Origin of the sequence: Streptomyces erythrochromogenes (assembly GCF_036170895.1) — a bacterium.
GTDB classification, from domain to species: Bacteria; Actinomycetota; Actinomycetes; order Streptomycetales; family Streptomycetaceae; genus Streptomyces; species Streptomyces erythrochromogenes.
The window spans coordinates 2,852,071-2,868,197 of record NZ_CP108036.1; the positions used below are offsets into that span (position 1 = coordinate 2,852,071).

The window sequence follows — 16,127 nt, forward strand, 5'->3', positions numbered from 1 at the left end:
GGGACACTCTGCGCATTCTGTGACGGCCCGGGGAAAGGACGCGACGCCATGTCGGAGGCTGCATCCGCCCGGAGCCGGCTGACGGCCGACCGGGCCGCCGGGATCGCCCCGCTGGAACCGATGCTGCGGGCCTGGCTGCCCGCACAGCGCTGGTTCGCGGGCAAGGGGCGGGCCATCAGCAGACTCACGACCGTCTCGGCGGCCGACCTGCTGCCCCCCGGATCCACCCCCGGACTGCTGCACGTACTGCTCGACGTGGACGGGGACTGCTACCAGCTGCTGCTGGGCATCCGCCCGTCCCTGCCGCCCGCCCTCGCGCCCACCCTGATCGGCCACGCCGAGGACGGGCCGTACGCGGGCCGGGCGGTCTACGAGGCCCTGGGCGACCCCCGGCTCGCGGCGATGCTGCTGGAGCGGCTGCGCTCGCCCGGCGTGCTCGGCCCGCTGCGCTTCGACCGGGATCCCGCCACGCCGGTCCCGGCCGGGCTCACGCCCCGGCCGCTGTCCGGGGAACAGACGAACTCCTCCCTCATCTACGGAGATTCGTTCATCCTGAAGGTGTTCCGCCGGGTCGGTCCCGGGGTCAATCCGGACCTGGAGCTGCCCAGGGCGCTGGCCGCCGCCGGCTGCACGCGGGTGCCGGCGCCCGTCGCCTGGTACGAGGCCGAGCCGCCCGGCGGCGAACCGCTGACCCTGGGCGTGCTCCAGCCGTACCTGCGCGGCTCCGACGACGGCTGGCAGCTCGCGCTGCGCCGGCTCGGCGCCGGGGAGGACTTCACCGCCGAGGCGCACGCGCTCGGCCGGGCCACCGCCGAGGTGCACAGCGCGCTCGCCGCCGCCCTGCCCACCGTCGCGCTCGGCCCGGAGCAGACCGCCCGGCTGGCCGCCGGGATGACGGCGCGGCTGGCCGCCACCGCCCGGGAGGTGCCGGCGCTGCGGCCCTACGAGGCCGGGCTGCGGGGGGCCTTCGACGCGCTGGCCGCGTCCCGCGGTACGGGGGTGGCCGCCCAGCGCATCCACGGCGACCTCCATCTGGGTCAGACCCTGCGCACCCTCGACGGCAGCTGGTCGTTGATCGACTTCGAGGGCGAGCCGGCCCGGCCGCTGGCCGACCGGCGCCGTCCCGAACCGGCGGTGCGCGACATCGCCGGGATACTGCGTTCCTTCGACTACGCCGCCCGCTCGCACCGGCCGTTCGCCCCCGCCTGGGCCGACGACTGCCGGGCCGCGTTCTGCGAGGGCTACGCCCGCACCACCGGCCGGGACCCGCGCGAGGATCCCGTGCTGCTGCGGGCGTACGAGACCGACAAGGCGGTGTACGAGGCCCGTTACGAGTCCCGGCACCGCCCCGACTGGCTGCACGTCCCGATGGCCGCGATCCGGCGGCTCTCGGAACCCGCGCGGCCCGCCCACCGCGTGCCGCCGACCCCGCCCGCCCCGGGCGCGCTCTCACCCCACCCGCACCCCCACCCGAAGCCCCCGAGGAGGCCGCTCGCGTGAGCGCCGCACGACAGCCGTCACCGACCGTCCGCGACGAAACCGCAACCGCCCCGGCGGCGGCCAAGAAGCCACGCACGCCCCGGGCCCGCCGCGCCGCCCCTCCGCACGGGGTCCGGCCGGCGCCGGCGCTCGCCGCAGGGGAACGGGCCAGGCTGCTGGAGGGCCGCCACCACGACCCGCACGCGGTGCTGGGTGCGCGCACCCAGCGCGGCGGGGTGGCCTTCCGGGTGCTGCGCCCGCACGCCAAGGCGGTCACGGTCATCGCCAAGGGGCTGCGGGCCGAGCTCCACGACGACGGCGACGGGCTGTTCTCCGGGCTGCTGCCGCTGACCGCGGTGCCGGACTACCGGCTGCTGGTGGCGTACGAGAGCGACGAGATCGAGGTCCACGACCCCTACCGGTTCCTGCCCTCCCTCGGCGAACTGGACCTGCACCTGATCGGCGAGGGCCGCCACGAGCGGCTGTGGACGGCGCTGGGCGCCGAGCCGATGGAGCACCAGGGCGTGGCCGGGACCCGGTTCACGGTGTGGGCTCCGAACGCGCAGGGGGTCCGGGTCAGCGGGGACTTCTCGTACTGGGACTCCGTCGCCTATCCGATGCGCTCGCTCGGGTCGAGCGGCGTCTGGGAGCTCTTCCTGCCCGGGGTGGGTGCCGGGACCCTCTACAAGTACGACATCACGCGCCCGGACGGCAGCCACACCCTGCGCGCCGACCCGATGGCGCGGTCCGCGGAGGTCCCTCCGGCGAACGCCTCGGTGGTCGCGGCCTCGCAGTACGAGTGGCAGGACACGGAGTGGATGGCGCGGCGCGGCGCCCGCGCCCCGCACCAGGCCCCCTTCTCCGTGTACGAGCTGCACCTGGCGTCCTGGCGGCCCGGGCTCTCCTACCGGCAGCTCGCCGAACAGCTCCCCTCGTACGTCAAGGAGCTGGGCTTCACGCACGTGGAGATGATGCCGGTCGCCGAGCACCCCTTCGGCGGCTCGTGGGGGTACCAGGTCACCGGCTTCTACGCGCCGACCTCGCGGATGGGCACCCCGGACGACTTCCGCTTCCTCGTGGACTCGCTGCACCGGGCCGGGATCGGCGTGATCGTCGACTGGGTGCCGGCGCACTTCCCGCGGGACGACTGGGCGCTCGCGGAGTTCGACGGGCGGCCGCTGTACGAGCACCAGGACCCGCGGCGGGCCGCGCACCCGGACTGGGGGACGCTGGAGTTCGACTACGGGCGCAAGGAGGTCCGCAACTTCCTCGTCGCCAACGCCGTCTACTGGTGCGAGGAGTTCCACGTGGACGGGCTGCGCGTGGACGCGGTGGCCTCGATGCTCTACCTGGACTACTCGCGGAACGAGGGCGAGTGGACGCCCAACGAGCACGGCGGGCGGGAGAACCTGGACGCGGTGGCCTTCCTGCAGGAGATGAACGCCACGGTGTACCGGCGCTGCCCGGGGGTGGTCACCATCGCGGAGGAGTCCACGGCCTGGAACGGCGTGACCCGGCCGACGGACGGCGGCGGGCTGGGCTTCGGCCTGAAGTGGAACATGGGCTGGATGCACGACACCCTGCGCTACATGTCGAAGGAGTCGGTGCACCGCAAGTACCACCACCACGACATGACATTCGGGATGATCTACGCCTTCAGCGAGAACTACGTGCTGCCGATCTCGCACGACGAGGTGGTGCACGGCAAGCGCTCGCTGGTGTCGAAGATGCCCGGGGGCGACTGGTGGCAGCAGCGGGCCGCGCACCGGGCGTACCTGGGCTTCATGTGGGCCCACCCCGGCAAGCAACTGCTCTTCATGGGGCAGGAGTTCGCCCAGGGATCGGAGTGGTCGGAGAGCTACGGGCCGGACTGGTGGCTGCTGGACTCCTCCTACGCGGCGGCCGGCGACCACCGGGGCGTGCGCGATCTCGTGCGGGACCTGAACCGGACGTATGCGGCGGCTCCGGCGCTGTGGGAGCGCGACACCGTGCCGGAGGGCTTCGCCTGGGTGGAGGCGGACGCGGCGGAGGACAACGTCTTCGCCTTCCTGCGGTACGCCCAGGACGGCTCGCAGCTGCTGGCGGTGTCCAACTTCTCTCCGGTGGTCCGGCACGGCTACCGGATCGGGGTGCCGGAGGAGGTGCCCCTGTGGCGCGAGGTCCTCAACACCGACCTGGAGGCCTACGGCGGCAGCGGAGTGCACCACGGGCAGCCGCTGCGGCCCGAGCCGGTGCCGGCCCAGGGCCGCCCGGCGAGCCTGCGGATGACGCTGCCGCCGCTGGCGACGATCTGGCTCAGGCCGTAGCGAGCTCGTCCTCCAGCTCCCGGAGGAGGAGGCGCTTGGGCCGGGCGCCGACCATCTGGCGAACGGGTTCGCCGTCGCGGAAGACGAGCAGGGTCGGCGTGGACAGCACCCCGTACCGGGTCAGGGTCTCGGGGTTGCGGTCCGCGTCGATCTGCACGACCTTCAGGCGGCCGGCCTCCTCGGTCGCGATCGCGGACAGCACCGGGGCGAGCTGGCGGCAGGGGCCGCACCAGTCCGCGGTGAACTGGACGAGGACGGCCCTGCCGCGCTCGCCGAGGACCTCGGCCTCGAAGTCGGCGTCGGTCACCTCGGCCACACCGTGTGCGTGCACCATCTCGGTTCCTCTCTCGTGTGGGTCAGGGCGTCATCTCGCAGCGCGGGGCGGCGGCCTCGCCGGCCGCCTCCTCCGCGCCGGCGAGCTGCCGCGCGACCTGGTCCCGTACGTCTGCGAGCCGGCCGATCAGGTCGTCCAGCTCGGTGAGCTTGCGCCGGTACACGGCGAGCGAGGCGGGGCAGGAGTCCCCGGCCGGGTGGCCGGCCCGCAGGCACTCCACGAAGGGCCGGGTCTCCTCCAGTTCGAAGCCGAAGTCCCGGAGCGTGCGGATCTCCCGCAGCAGCCGCAGGTCGTCCTCGTCGTAGGTCCGGTGGCCGTTGTCGGCACGCCGCGCGGGCAGCAGCCCGCGCGCCTCGTAGTACCGGAGCGTCCGGGTGCTGGTCCCGGCCCGTTTCGCCAGTTCGCCGATGCGCATGGCCCGACCGTATGCGTTGACGCCGACGTCAAGGCAAGCGGTGCACGGGTGGGGCCCTCGCCACCCCCGTGGGCGAGGGCCCCACAGGAACCACGTACGGGAAGGGGTTCCGGTTCACATTCCGTGGAGGCCGTGTGAGGGGTATTGCGTCACGGCAAGTTGGCTGGAACCGTACGCAGTACTGGATCTTCGAGGCCCCCTGGCGCACCGGTTACCGGACAGTCGCCGGAAAACTCGCCAAAAGCCCCTTACTTCATAGGACGTTCCTACGAGGTATGGGCTTGTTTGTTTGGTCTGTAGGCGGCGAAGCCTGGCCACTTCTACGGTGTGCGGTGTGCACTCCAGCCCACCATTCAATGCCCCCGCCGCGCGGCGCCTGCGCGCGGCCCTGGGCATGGCTCCCGGACATGTCGCCTACGGCCTGCGTGCCCAGTACGGACTCGTCGTCGCGCCCGAGACGGTGATGGCCTGGGAGCGTGGCGAGATATCACCGTCGTCCGCCGAGCTCACGGCGCTCGCGGGCGTCCTGTGGTGCTCGCCGGGCGAACTGCTCGCCGAGCCGGTCACGTTGCGGGAGCACCGGATGGCCCGGGGGCTGGCCGCGGACGAACTGGCCCGGCGGATCGGCCTGGAGACCAGCTCCTACCAGAAGATGGAGGACACCGGACGCTGGAGGGGCAACGAGCGGCAGTCCGCCGCCCTCGCCACCGTGCTCGGTCTCACCCTGGCCCAGTTCGTGACGGCGACGGGCAAGCACGAGGAGCTGGCGGAGCTGCTGCGCAGCGCGGTCACCACGCGCTGGCAGGCGTACGTGAAGCCGCTCGGCAAGCTGCTGCCGATCCCCAAGCAGCACCTGGAGCGGGTGCTGGACCAGCTGCACGGGGAGTACCAGTCCCGGATGGTGGCGACGCTCAGCTGGGGCGGCGGCCAGGGCGAGGCCGGCAACGGGGACGCGGGCCGGGACTTCCTCACCGGGATCGTGGACCGCTTCTGGCGGCTCGCGGGCGGTGCGGCCTAGGACCTCCGGTCCGGCAGTGGTCCGGGCGGCCGGGGTGCGCAGCGGCGCCGCGGCGGCGCCCTGCGGTCCGTCCGGCGGAGGAATGGGGCCGAAGGGCCCGGTCCGGCAGGGGATTCGGTCCCGGCCGGGAGGGTCAGAAGACCGACTCGGCCTCGTACATGCGGCCCTCGGGGACGGTCTTCAGCTCGGTGACCGCGTGGGCGAGCGGGGCCATCACGATGTCGGAGCCGCGCAGGGCGGTCATGTTGCCGTACGCGCCGCGGTGGACCGCCTCCACGGCGTGCCAGCCGAAGCGGGTCGCGAGGACGCGGTCGTAGGCCGTCGGGGTGCCGCCGCGCTGGACGTGGCCCAGGATGACCGGGCGGGCCTCCTTGCCCAGGCGGTGCTCCAGCTCGATGGCGAGGCGGTTGCCGATGCCGGCGAAGCGCTCGTGGCCGTAGGCGTCGATCGCGCCCTTCTCGTACGGCATGGATCCCTCGGCCGGGTGCGCGCCCTCGGCGACGCAGATGACGGCGAACTTCTTTCCGCGGGAGAAGCGTTCCTCGACCATCTTGACCAGGGCGTCCACCTCGAAGGGGCGCTCCGGCAGGCAGATCCCGTGGGCGCCGCCGGCCATGCCGGACTCCAGGGCGATCCAGCCCGCGTGACGGCCCATGACCTCGACGACCATCACGCGCTGGTGCGACTCGGCGGTGGTCTTGAGGCGGTCGATGGCCTCGGTGGCGACCATGACGGCGGTGTCGAAGCCGAAGGTGCGGTCGGTGGAGGAGATGTCGTTGTCGATGGTCTTCGGCACGCCGACGACCGGCATCCCGGCGTCGGACAGCATCCGGGCCGCGGTCAGGGTGCCTTCGCCGCCGATCGGGATCAGGGCGTCGATGCCGTAGCGGGTGGCCAGCTCCTGCGCGTTCTCGGCGGCCTCGTGAAGGCGGGCCCGCTCCATGCGCGCCGAGCCGAGGATCGTGCCGCCGCGGGCGAGGATGCCGCTGACGGCGTTGATGTCGAGGGGGCGGAAGTGACCGTCGAGGAGACCCTTGAAGCCGTCCTCGAAACCGATGACCTCGTCCCCGTGCCCGACGACGGCACGGTGTACGACCGACCGGATGACAGCGTTGAGGCCCGGGCAGTCTCCGCCTGCGGTGAGAACTCCGATACGCATCGTGCTGTGTCTCCTGCTCCCGTACATATGAAGGGCGTATTGATGCCGCCTGTCCGATTGTTCCATGCTCGCGGGGTGGGGCGCGCTCCGCGCCACTCGCCCGGAGGGCCTTTGGACCCCCCGGACCGGGCCTGAGTTCCAGGGGGCGCCCTATCCATTGGCGGAGGTATTGTCAAGAGGGCAGCCCATCCCAACCGGGTCAATCGACCACACGAAGAGACGGAGAGCACGCGTGACGCGCAGCGTGTACGTGACCGGCATCGAGCGGGGGGACGGCCGGCAGGTCGTCGAACTCGGGATCATGGAGCTCCTGACCCGGCAGACCGGCCGGGTCGGCGTCTACCGGCCGTTGCTCCACGACGCACCCGACCGCCTCTTCGACCTCCTCAAGGCCCGCTACCGGATCGACCAGGACGCCTCGACGGCCTACGGGATGGAGTACCGCGAGGCCTCGGCGATCCTGGCCGAGAAGGGCACCGACGAGCTGGTCTCGCAGCTCGTCGACCGTTACCACCGGCTGGCCCGCGACTACGAGGTCGTGCTCGTCCTCGGCACCGACTACGCCGAGACCAACCTCCCCGACGAGCTGGCGCTCAACGCCCGCCTCGCCAACGAGCTGGGCGCGGTCGTCGTCCCCGTCGTGGGCGGCACCAAGCACCCCGCCGAGGCCGTGCGCGCCGAGGCCCGCAACGCCTACCGCGCGTACGAGAGCCTGGGCTGCCACGTCGTCGCGATGGTCGTCAACCGGGTGGCCGCGGAGGACCGCGACCTCATAGCCGAGCGGCTGGCGGCCCGCCTCCCCGTGCCCTGCTACGTCCTGCCGGACGACAAGTCGCTGTCCGCCCCGACCGTCGCCCAGATCACCCGGGCACTCGGCGGCGAGGTGCTCCTCGGCGACGAGGCGGGCCTGGCCCGCGACGCCCTGGACTTCGTCTTCGGGGGCGCGATGCTGCCGAACTTCCTGAACGCCCTGACCCCCGGCTGCCTGGTCGTGACCCCCGGCGACCGCTCGGACCTCGTGGTCGGCGCGCTCGCCGCGCACGCCTCCGGCACCCCGCCGATCGCGGGCGTGCTGCTCACCCTGAACGAGCGGCCGAGCAAGGACGTCCTGACGCTGGCCTCGAAGCTGGCGCCGGGCACGCCCGTGGTGTCGGTGGCCGGCAACAGCTTCCCGACCGCCGCCGAACTCTTCTCGCTGCAGAGCCGGTTGAACTCCGCGACCCCGCGCAAGCTGGAGACCGCGCTCGGTCTCTTCGAACGCCACGTGGACACCGGCGAGCTGCGCGGCCTGCTCTCGGTGGCCCGCTCGGAGCGCGTCACCCCGATGATGTTCGAGCACGAGCTGCTGGAGCGGGCCCGCTCCGACCGGCGCCGCGTCGTGCTGCCCGAGGGCACCGAGGAGCGCGTGCTGCGCGCCGCGGACGTGGTGCTGCGCCGGGGCGTCTGCGACCTGACCCTGCTGGGCGACGAGCAGGCGATCCTGAAGAAGGCCGGCGACCTCGGCGTCGACATCTCGGGCGCGCAGCTCATCGACCCGGCCACCTCCCCGCTGCGGGAGGGTTTCGCCGAGTACTACGCCGAGGTCCGCGCCCACAAGGGCATGACCGTCGAGCTGGCCCATGACGTCGTCACCGACGTCAACTACTTCGGCACCCTGATGGTCCAGCGGGGCCTGTCCGACGGCATGGTCTCCGGCTCGGTGCACTCCACCGCGGCGACCATCCGCCCGGCCTTCGAAATCATCAAGACCAAGCCGGAGGCGTCCATCGTCTCCTCGGTCTTCTTCATGTGCCTGGCCGACCGGGTGCTCGTATACGGAGACTGCGCGGTCAACCCGGACCCGAACGCCGAGCAACTCGCGGACATCGCGGTCCAGTCGGCCGCCACCGCCGCCTCCTTCGGCGTCGAGCCTCGGATCGCGATGCTCTCGTACTCGACCGGCACCTCCGGTTCCGGCGCGGACGTCGACAAGGTGCGCAAGGCCACCGAGATCGTCCGCGAGCAGCGCCCCGACCTGGCCGTCGAGGGTCCGATCCAGTACGACGCGGCCGTGGAGCCCTCGGTCGCCGCGACGAAGCTGCCCGGGTCCGAGGTGGCCGGCCGCGCGACGGTGCTGATCTTCCCCGACCTCAACACGGGCAACAACACGTACAAGGCCGTGCAGCGTTCGGCGGGCGCGGTCGCGGTCGGCCCGGTGCTCCAGGGTCTGCGCAAGCCCGTCAACGACCTCTCGCGCGGCGCCCTCGTCCAGGACATCGTCACCACCGTGGCCATCACGGCGATCCAGGCGCAGGGCGCACCGGGACCCGCCGCCGGCGCCTGACGCCCGGCTGCCCTCCCCGCCCCGCCGCCTCCCTCCCCTCATCGCCCGCGACAAGGAAAGACCTCCACCGTGACCGCATCGCGCGTACTCGTCCTCAACTCCGGCTCCTCGTCGGTCAAGTACCAGCTCCTCGACATGGCGGACCGGTCGCGTCTGGCCGTCGGCCTGGTGGAGCGGATCGGCGAGGAGACCTCCCGGCTGGTGCACGAGCCGCTGACCGGTCCTGCCTCGGCCGGCGGCAAGCGCGAGCACGTCGGCCCGATCGCGGACCACGAGGCCGCGCTGAAGGCCGTGGCCGGCGAGCTCGCCGCCGACGGGATGGGCCTGGACTCCCCCGAGCTGGCCGCGGTGGGGCACCGGGTGGTGCACGGCGGGACGCGGTTCACCCGGCCGACGGTGATCGACGACGAGGTGCTCGCGGAGATCCGGAACCTGATCCCCCTGGCGCCGCTGCACAACCCGGCGAACGTCACGGGCATCGAGGTGGCGCGCTCGCTGCGCGCGGACATCCCCCAGGTCGCCGTCTTCGACACCGCCTTCCACTCGACGATGCCGGAGTACGTGGCCCGGTACGCGATCGACGCCCAGGTCGCCGACGCGTACTCCGTCCGGCGGTACGGCTTCCACGGCACCTCCCACGCCTACGTCTCGCGGGCGACGGCCGCCCTGCTCGGCAAGCCGGTGGAGGACGTGAACGTGATCGTGCTGCACCTGGGCAACGGCGCCTCCGCCTCGGCCGTGCGGGGCGGGCTCTGCGTGGAGACGTCCATGGGCATGACCCCGCTGGAGGGGCTGGTCATGGGCACCCGCTCGGGCGATCTCGACCCGGCGGTCGTCTTCCACCTGGCGCGGGTGGGCGGCCTCTCGGTGGACGAGATCGATTCGCTCCTGAACAAGAAGAGCGGTCTGCTGGGCATGTGCGGCGACAACGACATGCGCGAGGTGCTGCGGCGCGCGGGCGAGGGCGACGAGGCGGCGCGGCTGGCCTTCGCCACCTACGTCCACCGGCTGAAGAAGTACATCGGGGCCTACTCGGCGGTCCTCGGGCGGGTGGACGCGGTGGCGTTCACGGCCGGGGTCGGCGAGAACGCCCACCAGGTCCGGGAGGCCGCGCTGGACGGCCTGGCCGAGCTGGGCCTGGCGCTGGATCTCGAAGCCAATGCGGCGCGTTCCCCGCAGCCGCGACTGGTTTCGGCGGACTATGCCCGGGTGGCCGTGGCGGTGGTCCCCACGGATGAGGAACTGGAGATCGCCACCCAGGCGTACGCGCTGGTTACCGAGTAGTCACTTGGACTTTCCACCAGACGGAATATTCCGCTGCGAAACAAACCGATAGGATCCAGTCATGCGCCGTTCCAAAATTGTCTGCACGCTGGGCCCCGCCGTCGACTCGTATGAGCAGCTGAAAGCGCTCATCGAGGCAGGTATGAACGTGGCCCGATTCAACTTCAGCCACGGGTCCCAGGCAGAACACCAGGAGCGGTACGACCGCGTCCGGCAGGTCTCCGAAGACACCGGGCGCGCCGTCGGCGTCCTCGCCGACCTCCAGGGTCCGAAGATCCGTCTGGAGACCTTCGCCGAAGGTCCCGTCGAGCTGGTGCGCGGTGACGAGTTCACCATCACCACCGAGGACGTCCCGGGCGACAAGTCCATCTGCGGCACCACCTACAAGGGTCTCCCGGGCGACGTCGCCAAGGGCGACCAGGTCCTGATCAACGACGGCAACGTCGAGCTCCGGGTGACGGAGGTCGAAGGCCCCCGGGTCAGGACCATCGTCATCGAGGGCGGTGTCATCTCGGACCACAAGGGCATCAACCTGCCGGGTGCCGCCGTGAACGTCCCCGCCCTGTCGGAGAAGGACGTCGACGACCTCCGCTTCGCCCTGCGGATGGGCTGCGACATGGTCGCCCTGTCCTTCGTCCGCGACGCCAACGACGTCAAGGACGTGCACCGGGTCATGGACGAGGAGGGCCGCCGGGTCCCCGTCATCGCCAAGGTGGAGAAGCCGCAGGCCGTCGAGAACATGGAGGCCGTGGTCGCCGCCTTCGACGCGGTCATGGTGGCCCGCGGCGACCTCGCCGTCGAGTACCCGCTCGAGAAGGTCCCGATGGTCCAGAAGCGGCTCATCGAGATGTGCCGCCGCAACGCCAAGCCGGTGATCGTCGCGACCCAGATGATGGAGTCGATGATCACCAACTCCCGCCCGACGCGCGCGGAGGCGTCCGACGTCGCCAACGCGATCCTCGACGGCGCGGACGCGGTCATGCTGTCGGCCGAGTCCTCCGTGGGCGCCTACCCGATCGAGACCGTCAAGACGATGTCGAAGATCGTCACGGCGGCCGAGGAGGAGCTCCTGTCCAAGGGCCTCCAGCCACTGGTCCCGGGCAAGAAGCCGCGCACCCAGGGCGGCTCCGTGGCCCGCGCGGCCTGCGAGATCGCGGACTTCCTGGACGGCCAGGCGCTCATCGCCTTCACCCAGTCCGGGGACACCGCCCGCCGCCTGTCGCGCTACCGCGCCACGCAGCAGATCCTGGCCTTCACCACGGACGTCAACACCCGCAACCAGCTCACGCTGAGCTGGGGCGTCGAGTCGTACATCGTCCCGCACGTGGACACCACCGACGCCATGGTCGACCTGGTGGACGGCGAGCTGCTCAAGCTGGGCCGCTACAACGAGGGCGACACCATGATCATCACCGCCGGCTCGCCCCCCGGCGTCCCCGGCACCACCAACATGGTCCGGGTGCACCACCTGGGTGGCGTCGACCGCGCCTGACGCCGTCGCACCGCAACAGACTCTGCCGCACAGAGACCGAGGGCGGCACCCCGCAGTGATGCGGGGTGCCGCCCTCGGTGTGTCCGTACCGCCTGCTGCCTACTCGGGCGGGCCGATGTAGTTCTTCAGGCCCGGCACGGTCAGAGTGCCGCCGAACTGAGCCGCCTGGACGACCTGGACGTCCGTGAAGAACGCGAACGGGACGTTCAGGGGCGGCGGGCTGTTCGGGGTGAACTCGATCGGGATCAGACCGAACAGCTTCCCCTTGAGGCTCTCGGTGTACATCGTCACCGTGCCGCCGCGGATCTTGGACGTGGAGCCCGGACGCGACTTCAGGTGGGCGACGTTCCCGCCCTTGCCGACCGTCTGGTACAGGTCCTTGATGTCCAGCGAGTCCGCCGTGAACTTCAGGACCTTCTTGACCTTGCCGCTGGCGGTCTTCACCTCGACGATGCCGTGGTAGTCGAGGCCGTAGAGGGTCAGCAGGGAGCTGTCGAGGTACCAGGGCTCGTCGGGCAGGAGCGGGATGCCCTGCTCCAGCTCGGCGTTGGCCAGGGCCTCGGCGTCGTAGGTCGGGCAGGGGAAGGGTTCCTTCCCGTCCGGGTCCTTCGTCGCCTCGTCCTTGGCCTCGTCCTCGTCGCCCTTGTCCTCGTCGCCCTCTTCCTTGGGCTTCTCGTCCTTGGGCTTCTTGACGGTGTCCTTGACCTCGTCGGGCAGCTCCTCGACCGTGGCGCCCGCCTGCTTGGCGGCGTCCCGGATCGCGTCCGCGGCCGGGTCCGGGGTCGGCTTGGCGGTCGTGGAGGGCGTGGCCGCGGGCGTCGGGGTCGCCTTCGTGTCCTTGAGCGGCTGGCCCAGCCCGTCGATGAGGTCCTTGAGCTTGTCGCCCACGCCGAGGGGGTCCAGCGGGTTCGCGGACTCGGTCGGTGCCGGCGCCGGTGTGGTGGCCGGGGCCGGGGCGTTCGCCGACGGGGACTTGGTCGCCGACGGGGTGGCGCTCGTCTTCGGCTTCGCGGCCGTGGACGGTGCGGGCGACGCGCTGGGCGAGGCGCTCGGCGAGGCCGTCTTCGAGGGCGTGGGGGACGGGGACTTCGACTCGGTCTCCGCCGGCTCGTCGGACCGCGTCACACACGGCCCGGGCGCGAAGGGGATCTCCTTGTCGTCGGCCACGGCCAGTTTGGGCGCCATGCCCATCCCGACGAACACGGCCGTCGGCATCGCCGCCAGCGCCATCGTCTTGCCGACGGGTATCTGGATCTTGTTCAGCAGGGACTTCCTGGGCGCCGCGTGTCGCGGGCCCTTCCTCTCACGGGACTCTGCGCCTGGGGCCACGCCCCGCTGCGTCTCGTCACCCCGCACTGTTCCTCCCGCCATCGGCGTGGGCAGTCGTCTCGCTCGCGTGTGCCGTCTCCGTCTCGCGGGGACCGGGGATGTCCAGGCCGCCCGGCGTCGCGTCCGTCTTGCCCAGGGCGACCACGGCCGGCTGCTGTACCGTCGGCTGCTGGACCGCGGGCTCCTCGTCCACCGGCTGTCCCGGCGCCCACGACAGCGCGAGGGCGCCGCCGACGAGGGAGAGGATGAAGCCCATCCCGAAACCGCCGAGGTTGGACACCGGTAGGGACACCAGGGCCAGCAGGATCGAGGCGACTCCGGCGAAGACCCGGATGGTCTGCTGGAACCAGAGGGCCAGGCCCAGCGTGATCAGCAGTACACCGATGATCAGTGCGCCGGCACCACCCGTGGTGGCCATCGCGAGACTGACGTTGCCCAGCCGGAGGTCCGCATACGGGAAGTACGCGATCGGGAAGCCACCGAGGAGCGTGAACAGCCCGGCCCAGAAGGGACGGCGACCGCGCCACGCGCGGAAGTGGTAATACACCACGGTGAGCCAGGCGTCGTCTTCTGCGCGAACGTAAACCGGGGCCTGGGGGTTCATGGACAACAGCTCCCTGGAAACGGTGGTACGGAGAACTCTGTGGAGCCCGGACGGGCGGACGGGGACGGCCGTCGCCGCCCGCCCGTCCGGTCATTCACCAGGACCGGATCAGTCCTTGATGTCCTGGTAGCACGGCTTGTCGCCGCCGAGCAGACGCAGCTTCAGGTCGGGCAGCTTGAACGTGCCCGCCGTGGTCGCCCACGCCTTCTGGCGCACGTTCGTCAGGATCGCCTTGTCGGCGCGCTGCGAGAACGCGTACGGGCTGCTGACCGTACCGGCCTGCGGCTTCGTCTTGTGGTTCGGGTCGCCGACCGCGACACCGATGTCCAGGTTCTTGAACTCGGCGTCGGTGTCGAGCTCCGCAACATCCAGGTAGATGTTGTCGGCGACGGCCGGCTTGCCCTTGTGGCCGGTGCGCAGCTGCAGCGTGATGTTGCCGAGCGGCGTCGGGGTCACCAGCGACTGGCACATGTTGGTGATCTCGGCGTGGCTGAACCCGGAGATGGTCACCGGGTGGTGCTGCGCATTGCCCTTGAGGTCGTGCCCCTCGGCGATGCCGCCGTACTGGATGAGGTTGTCACCGTCGAGCTTGTCGGCCGAGACCTTGAAGTCCTGGCCGGAGACGCTGAAGGACGCCGCGAGGGCACCCTGCGCCAGACCCACACCGACCGCGGCCGTGGCCGCGATGCTCGGCACCATGACGAGCGCGAAGCGCTTCCATCTGGTCCCGCCACGAACCTGAGAACTCATTTCGTTCCTCCTTCTCGGACGTACATCTCCGGTCCGGGCCGTGCCCGTCCTGGGATGGGAGAAGTGCTACGTCCTCGGGAAGGAGCGCAGGCGGCCGGGCCGCGGCCGTGCCACGTCCGATACACCGGCGTTCACCCCCGAGCGACAACCACTGGGCCACGCGTTCGCGCAACCTGGAGGACAGGCCCCGCCCACGTGGCAGAGACCCCCCTGTCCCACGTCCGGTGCCACTGCCACCGGCCGGCTCGGTGGGGACCCTCCACCGCGGCTCCGAGTGAGCGGCTCTGCGGGAAGGACCGAGCGTCGCCGATCGTGGTCCATTCCCGGCCGGGGCACAAGGGGGTTCGTTACTGGCGGGTAACGGCCAGATAACCTGAATGCTGCCTGTAACCGTCCGTCGGCAACGCAGGGTGCCACCCGGGGCCATGACAGAACGGCAAAAGGGTGAACACACCGGACAGTTCACGGGGTTCGATTTACTGCGAGTAACAGCGGCCGCGATTGCCAAGTTTTGGCAAAGCGCGGCCGCTGTTTATCTACGTGTCAACAAATCGGCGGCCGCCCGACGACGTCCGGGACCCTTCCCGGGACCGGCGCGGAGCGGCTGCGGAGCCGGACCGGAGCCGCCCTAGAAGAGCACCCGCGCCAGCGCCGTCCGCGCCGCCGTCACCCTCGGGTCGTCGGCGCCGATGACCTCGAACAGTTCGAGCAGTCGCAGGCGCACCGCATCGCGATCGTCACCGAACGTGACCTTCACGGTGTCCACGAGGCGGCCGAAGGCGTCCTCCACGTGACCGCCCACCAGATCCAGGTCGGCCGCGGCGATCTGCGCCGCCGGGTCGCGCGGGTTCGCGGCCGCGGCTGCGCGCACCTCCTGCGGGTTCATGTGCTGGACCCGGGCGAGCAGCTCGGCCTGGGCCAGACCCAGCTTGGCCTCGGTGTTGCCCGGGTCGTCCGCGAGTACGTTCTTGTACGCCTGCACCGCGCCACCGAGGTCGCCGGCGTCCAGTGCGACGACGGCCGCCTCCAGCAGCGCGTCGTACGGACCGGCCGGGGCCTCGACCGGTGCGGACTCGGCGGCTCCCTCGGCGTTCGCATCCACGTCGAGGCCGATGATCCCGAAGCGCTCCTCGGCCACCTGGACCAGTTGGGCGAGGGTGTCGCGGATCTGCTGCTCGGGGGCGACGCCCTGGAAGAGCGGCAGCACCTGACCGGCGACCACGGCGAAGACGGCCGGGATGCCCTGGATCTGGAACTGCTGCATCAGCATCTGGTTGGCGTCGACGTCCACCTTGGCCAGCACGAGGCGGCCGTTCGCCTCGACGGTCAGGCGCTCCAGGAGCGGGCTGAGCTGCTTGCACGGCTGGCACCACTCGGCCCAGAAGTCCAGGACGACCGGGACCTCGGCGGAGAGCTGGAGCACGTCGCGTTCAAAACCGGCCTCGTCGACGTCGAAGACGAGCGCCGAGGGCGGGACGGCGTCGGCGGCCGGACCGGCCCCGCCACCCTGAGCGGCCTGTCGCGCCGCTTCGGCGCGGGCCTGCTCGGCCTTGGCCTTGGCCTCGCCGGCCGCCTTCACCGCGGCGAGGTCGACGACGCCGCTCATGGACATGTTTCTGGGCTGCATGCGTACA

13 protein-coding genes are annotated in these 16,127 nt (G+C 71.5%); 6 read left to right on the forward strand and 7 right to left on the reverse strand.

The window, feature by feature from the left end; genetic code table 11:
- Positions 1-48 precede the first annotated feature (48 nt).
- Together OHA91_RS12605 and glgB are read left to right on the forward strand one after the other, a co-directional pair.
- The gene (locus OHA91_RS12605; protein ID WP_063835520.1) at positions 49-1,500 is read left to right on the forward strand and encodes a maltokinase N-terminal cap-like domain-containing protein; all 1,452 of its coding nucleotides are present in this window, start codon (positions 49-51) and stop codon (positions 1,498-1,500) included.
- Entirely contained in the window at positions 1,497-3,785 is a 2,289-nt protein-coding gene (gene glgB / locus OHA91_RS12610; RefSeq protein WP_031148376.1) for a 1,4-alpha-glucan branching enzyme, read from the forward strand. The genes OHA91_RS12605 and glgB overlap by 4 nt, the downstream gene beginning before the upstream one ends.
- On the opposite strand, the gene OHA91_RS12615 is transcribed toward glgB, so the two are convergent.
- The gene (locus OHA91_RS12615) at positions 3,775-4,119 is read right to left on the reverse strand and encodes a thioredoxin family protein (RefSeq protein WP_031148374.1); all 345 of its coding nucleotides are present in this window, start codon (positions 4,117-4,119) and stop codon (positions 3,775-3,777) included. The genes glgB and OHA91_RS12615 overlap by 11 nt on opposite strands.
- Before the next feature lie 22 nt (positions 4,120-4,141).
- Positions 4,142-4,534 (reverse strand): MerR family transcriptional regulator, encoded by a 393-nt coding sequence (locus tag OHA91_RS12620; protein WP_031148372.1) that lies wholly within the window; start codon positions 4,532-4,534, stop codon positions 4,142-4,144.
- Between the two features lie 394 nt (positions 4,535-4,928).
- Here OHA91_RS12620 and OHA91_RS12625 point away from each other — a divergent pair, with 394 nt between their 5' ends.
- Positions 4,929-5,552 (forward strand): helix-turn-helix domain-containing protein, encoded by a 624-nt coding sequence (locus tag OHA91_RS12625; RefSeq protein WP_408059235.1) that lies wholly within the window; start codon positions 4,929-4,931, stop codon positions 5,550-5,552.
- A gap of 133 nt (positions 5,553-5,685) precedes the next feature.
- Here the strand turns inward: OHA91_RS12625 and OHA91_RS12630 are convergent, their stop codons facing one another.
- Entirely contained in the window at positions 5,686-6,711 is a 1,026-nt protein-coding gene (locus tag OHA91_RS12630; protein WP_266497611.1) for an ATP-dependent 6-phosphofructokinase, read from the reverse strand.
- Positions 6,712-6,943: 232 nt separating this feature from the next.
- Between OHA91_RS12630 and pta the strand changes: the two genes are divergently transcribed.
- The 3 genes from pta (at position 6,944) to pyk (ending at position 11,810) form a co-directional block, all read left to right on the forward strand.
- Complete coding sequence (pta, locus tag OHA91_RS12635) at positions 6,944-9,034, forward strand: phosphate acetyltransferase (RefSeq protein WP_031148364.1); 2,091 nt, start codon at positions 6,944-6,946, stop codon at positions 9,032-9,034.
- Between the two features lie 69 nt (positions 9,035-9,103).
- Positions 9,104-10,318, forward strand: coding sequence for an acetate kinase (locus OHA91_RS12640; protein ID WP_031148361.1), 1,215 nt, complete (start codon positions 9,104-9,106; stop codon positions 10,316-10,318).
- A gap of 61 nt (positions 10,319-10,379) precedes the next feature.
- A complete protein-coding gene (pyk, locus tag OHA91_RS12645; protein ID WP_031148359.1) occupies positions 10,380-11,810 on the forward strand; it encodes a pyruvate kinase in 1,431 nt (476 codons plus the stop codon).
- Between the two features lie 99 nt (positions 11,811-11,909).
- Here the strand turns inward: pyk and OHA91_RS12650 are convergent, their stop codons facing one another.
- The 4 genes from OHA91_RS12650 to OHA91_RS12665 form a co-directional block, all read right to left on the reverse strand.
- Positions 11,910-13,166 (reverse strand): hypothetical protein, encoded by a 1,257-nt coding sequence (locus OHA91_RS12650; RefSeq protein WP_031148357.1) that lies wholly within the window; start codon positions 13,164-13,166, stop codon positions 11,910-11,912.
- Positions 13,156-13,743, reverse strand: a complete 588-nt coding sequence (locus OHA91_RS12655) for a DUF6114 domain-containing protein (RefSeq protein WP_031148354.1) — start codon at positions 13,741-13,743, stop codon at positions 13,156-13,158. The genes OHA91_RS12650 and OHA91_RS12655 overlap by 11 nt, the downstream gene beginning before the upstream one ends.
- A 108-nt stretch (positions 13,744-13,851) precedes the next feature.
- Complete coding sequence (locus OHA91_RS12660) at positions 13,852-14,493, reverse strand: DUF6230 family protein (protein ID WP_031148352.1); 642 nt, start codon at positions 14,491-14,493, stop codon at positions 13,852-13,854.
- Between the two features lie 628 nt (positions 14,494-15,121).
- Entirely contained in the window at positions 15,122-16,120 is a 999-nt protein-coding gene (locus OHA91_RS12665; RefSeq protein WP_078959178.1) for a tetratricopeptide repeat protein, read from the reverse strand.
- Between the last annotated feature and the right edge of the window lie 7 nt (positions 16,121-16,127).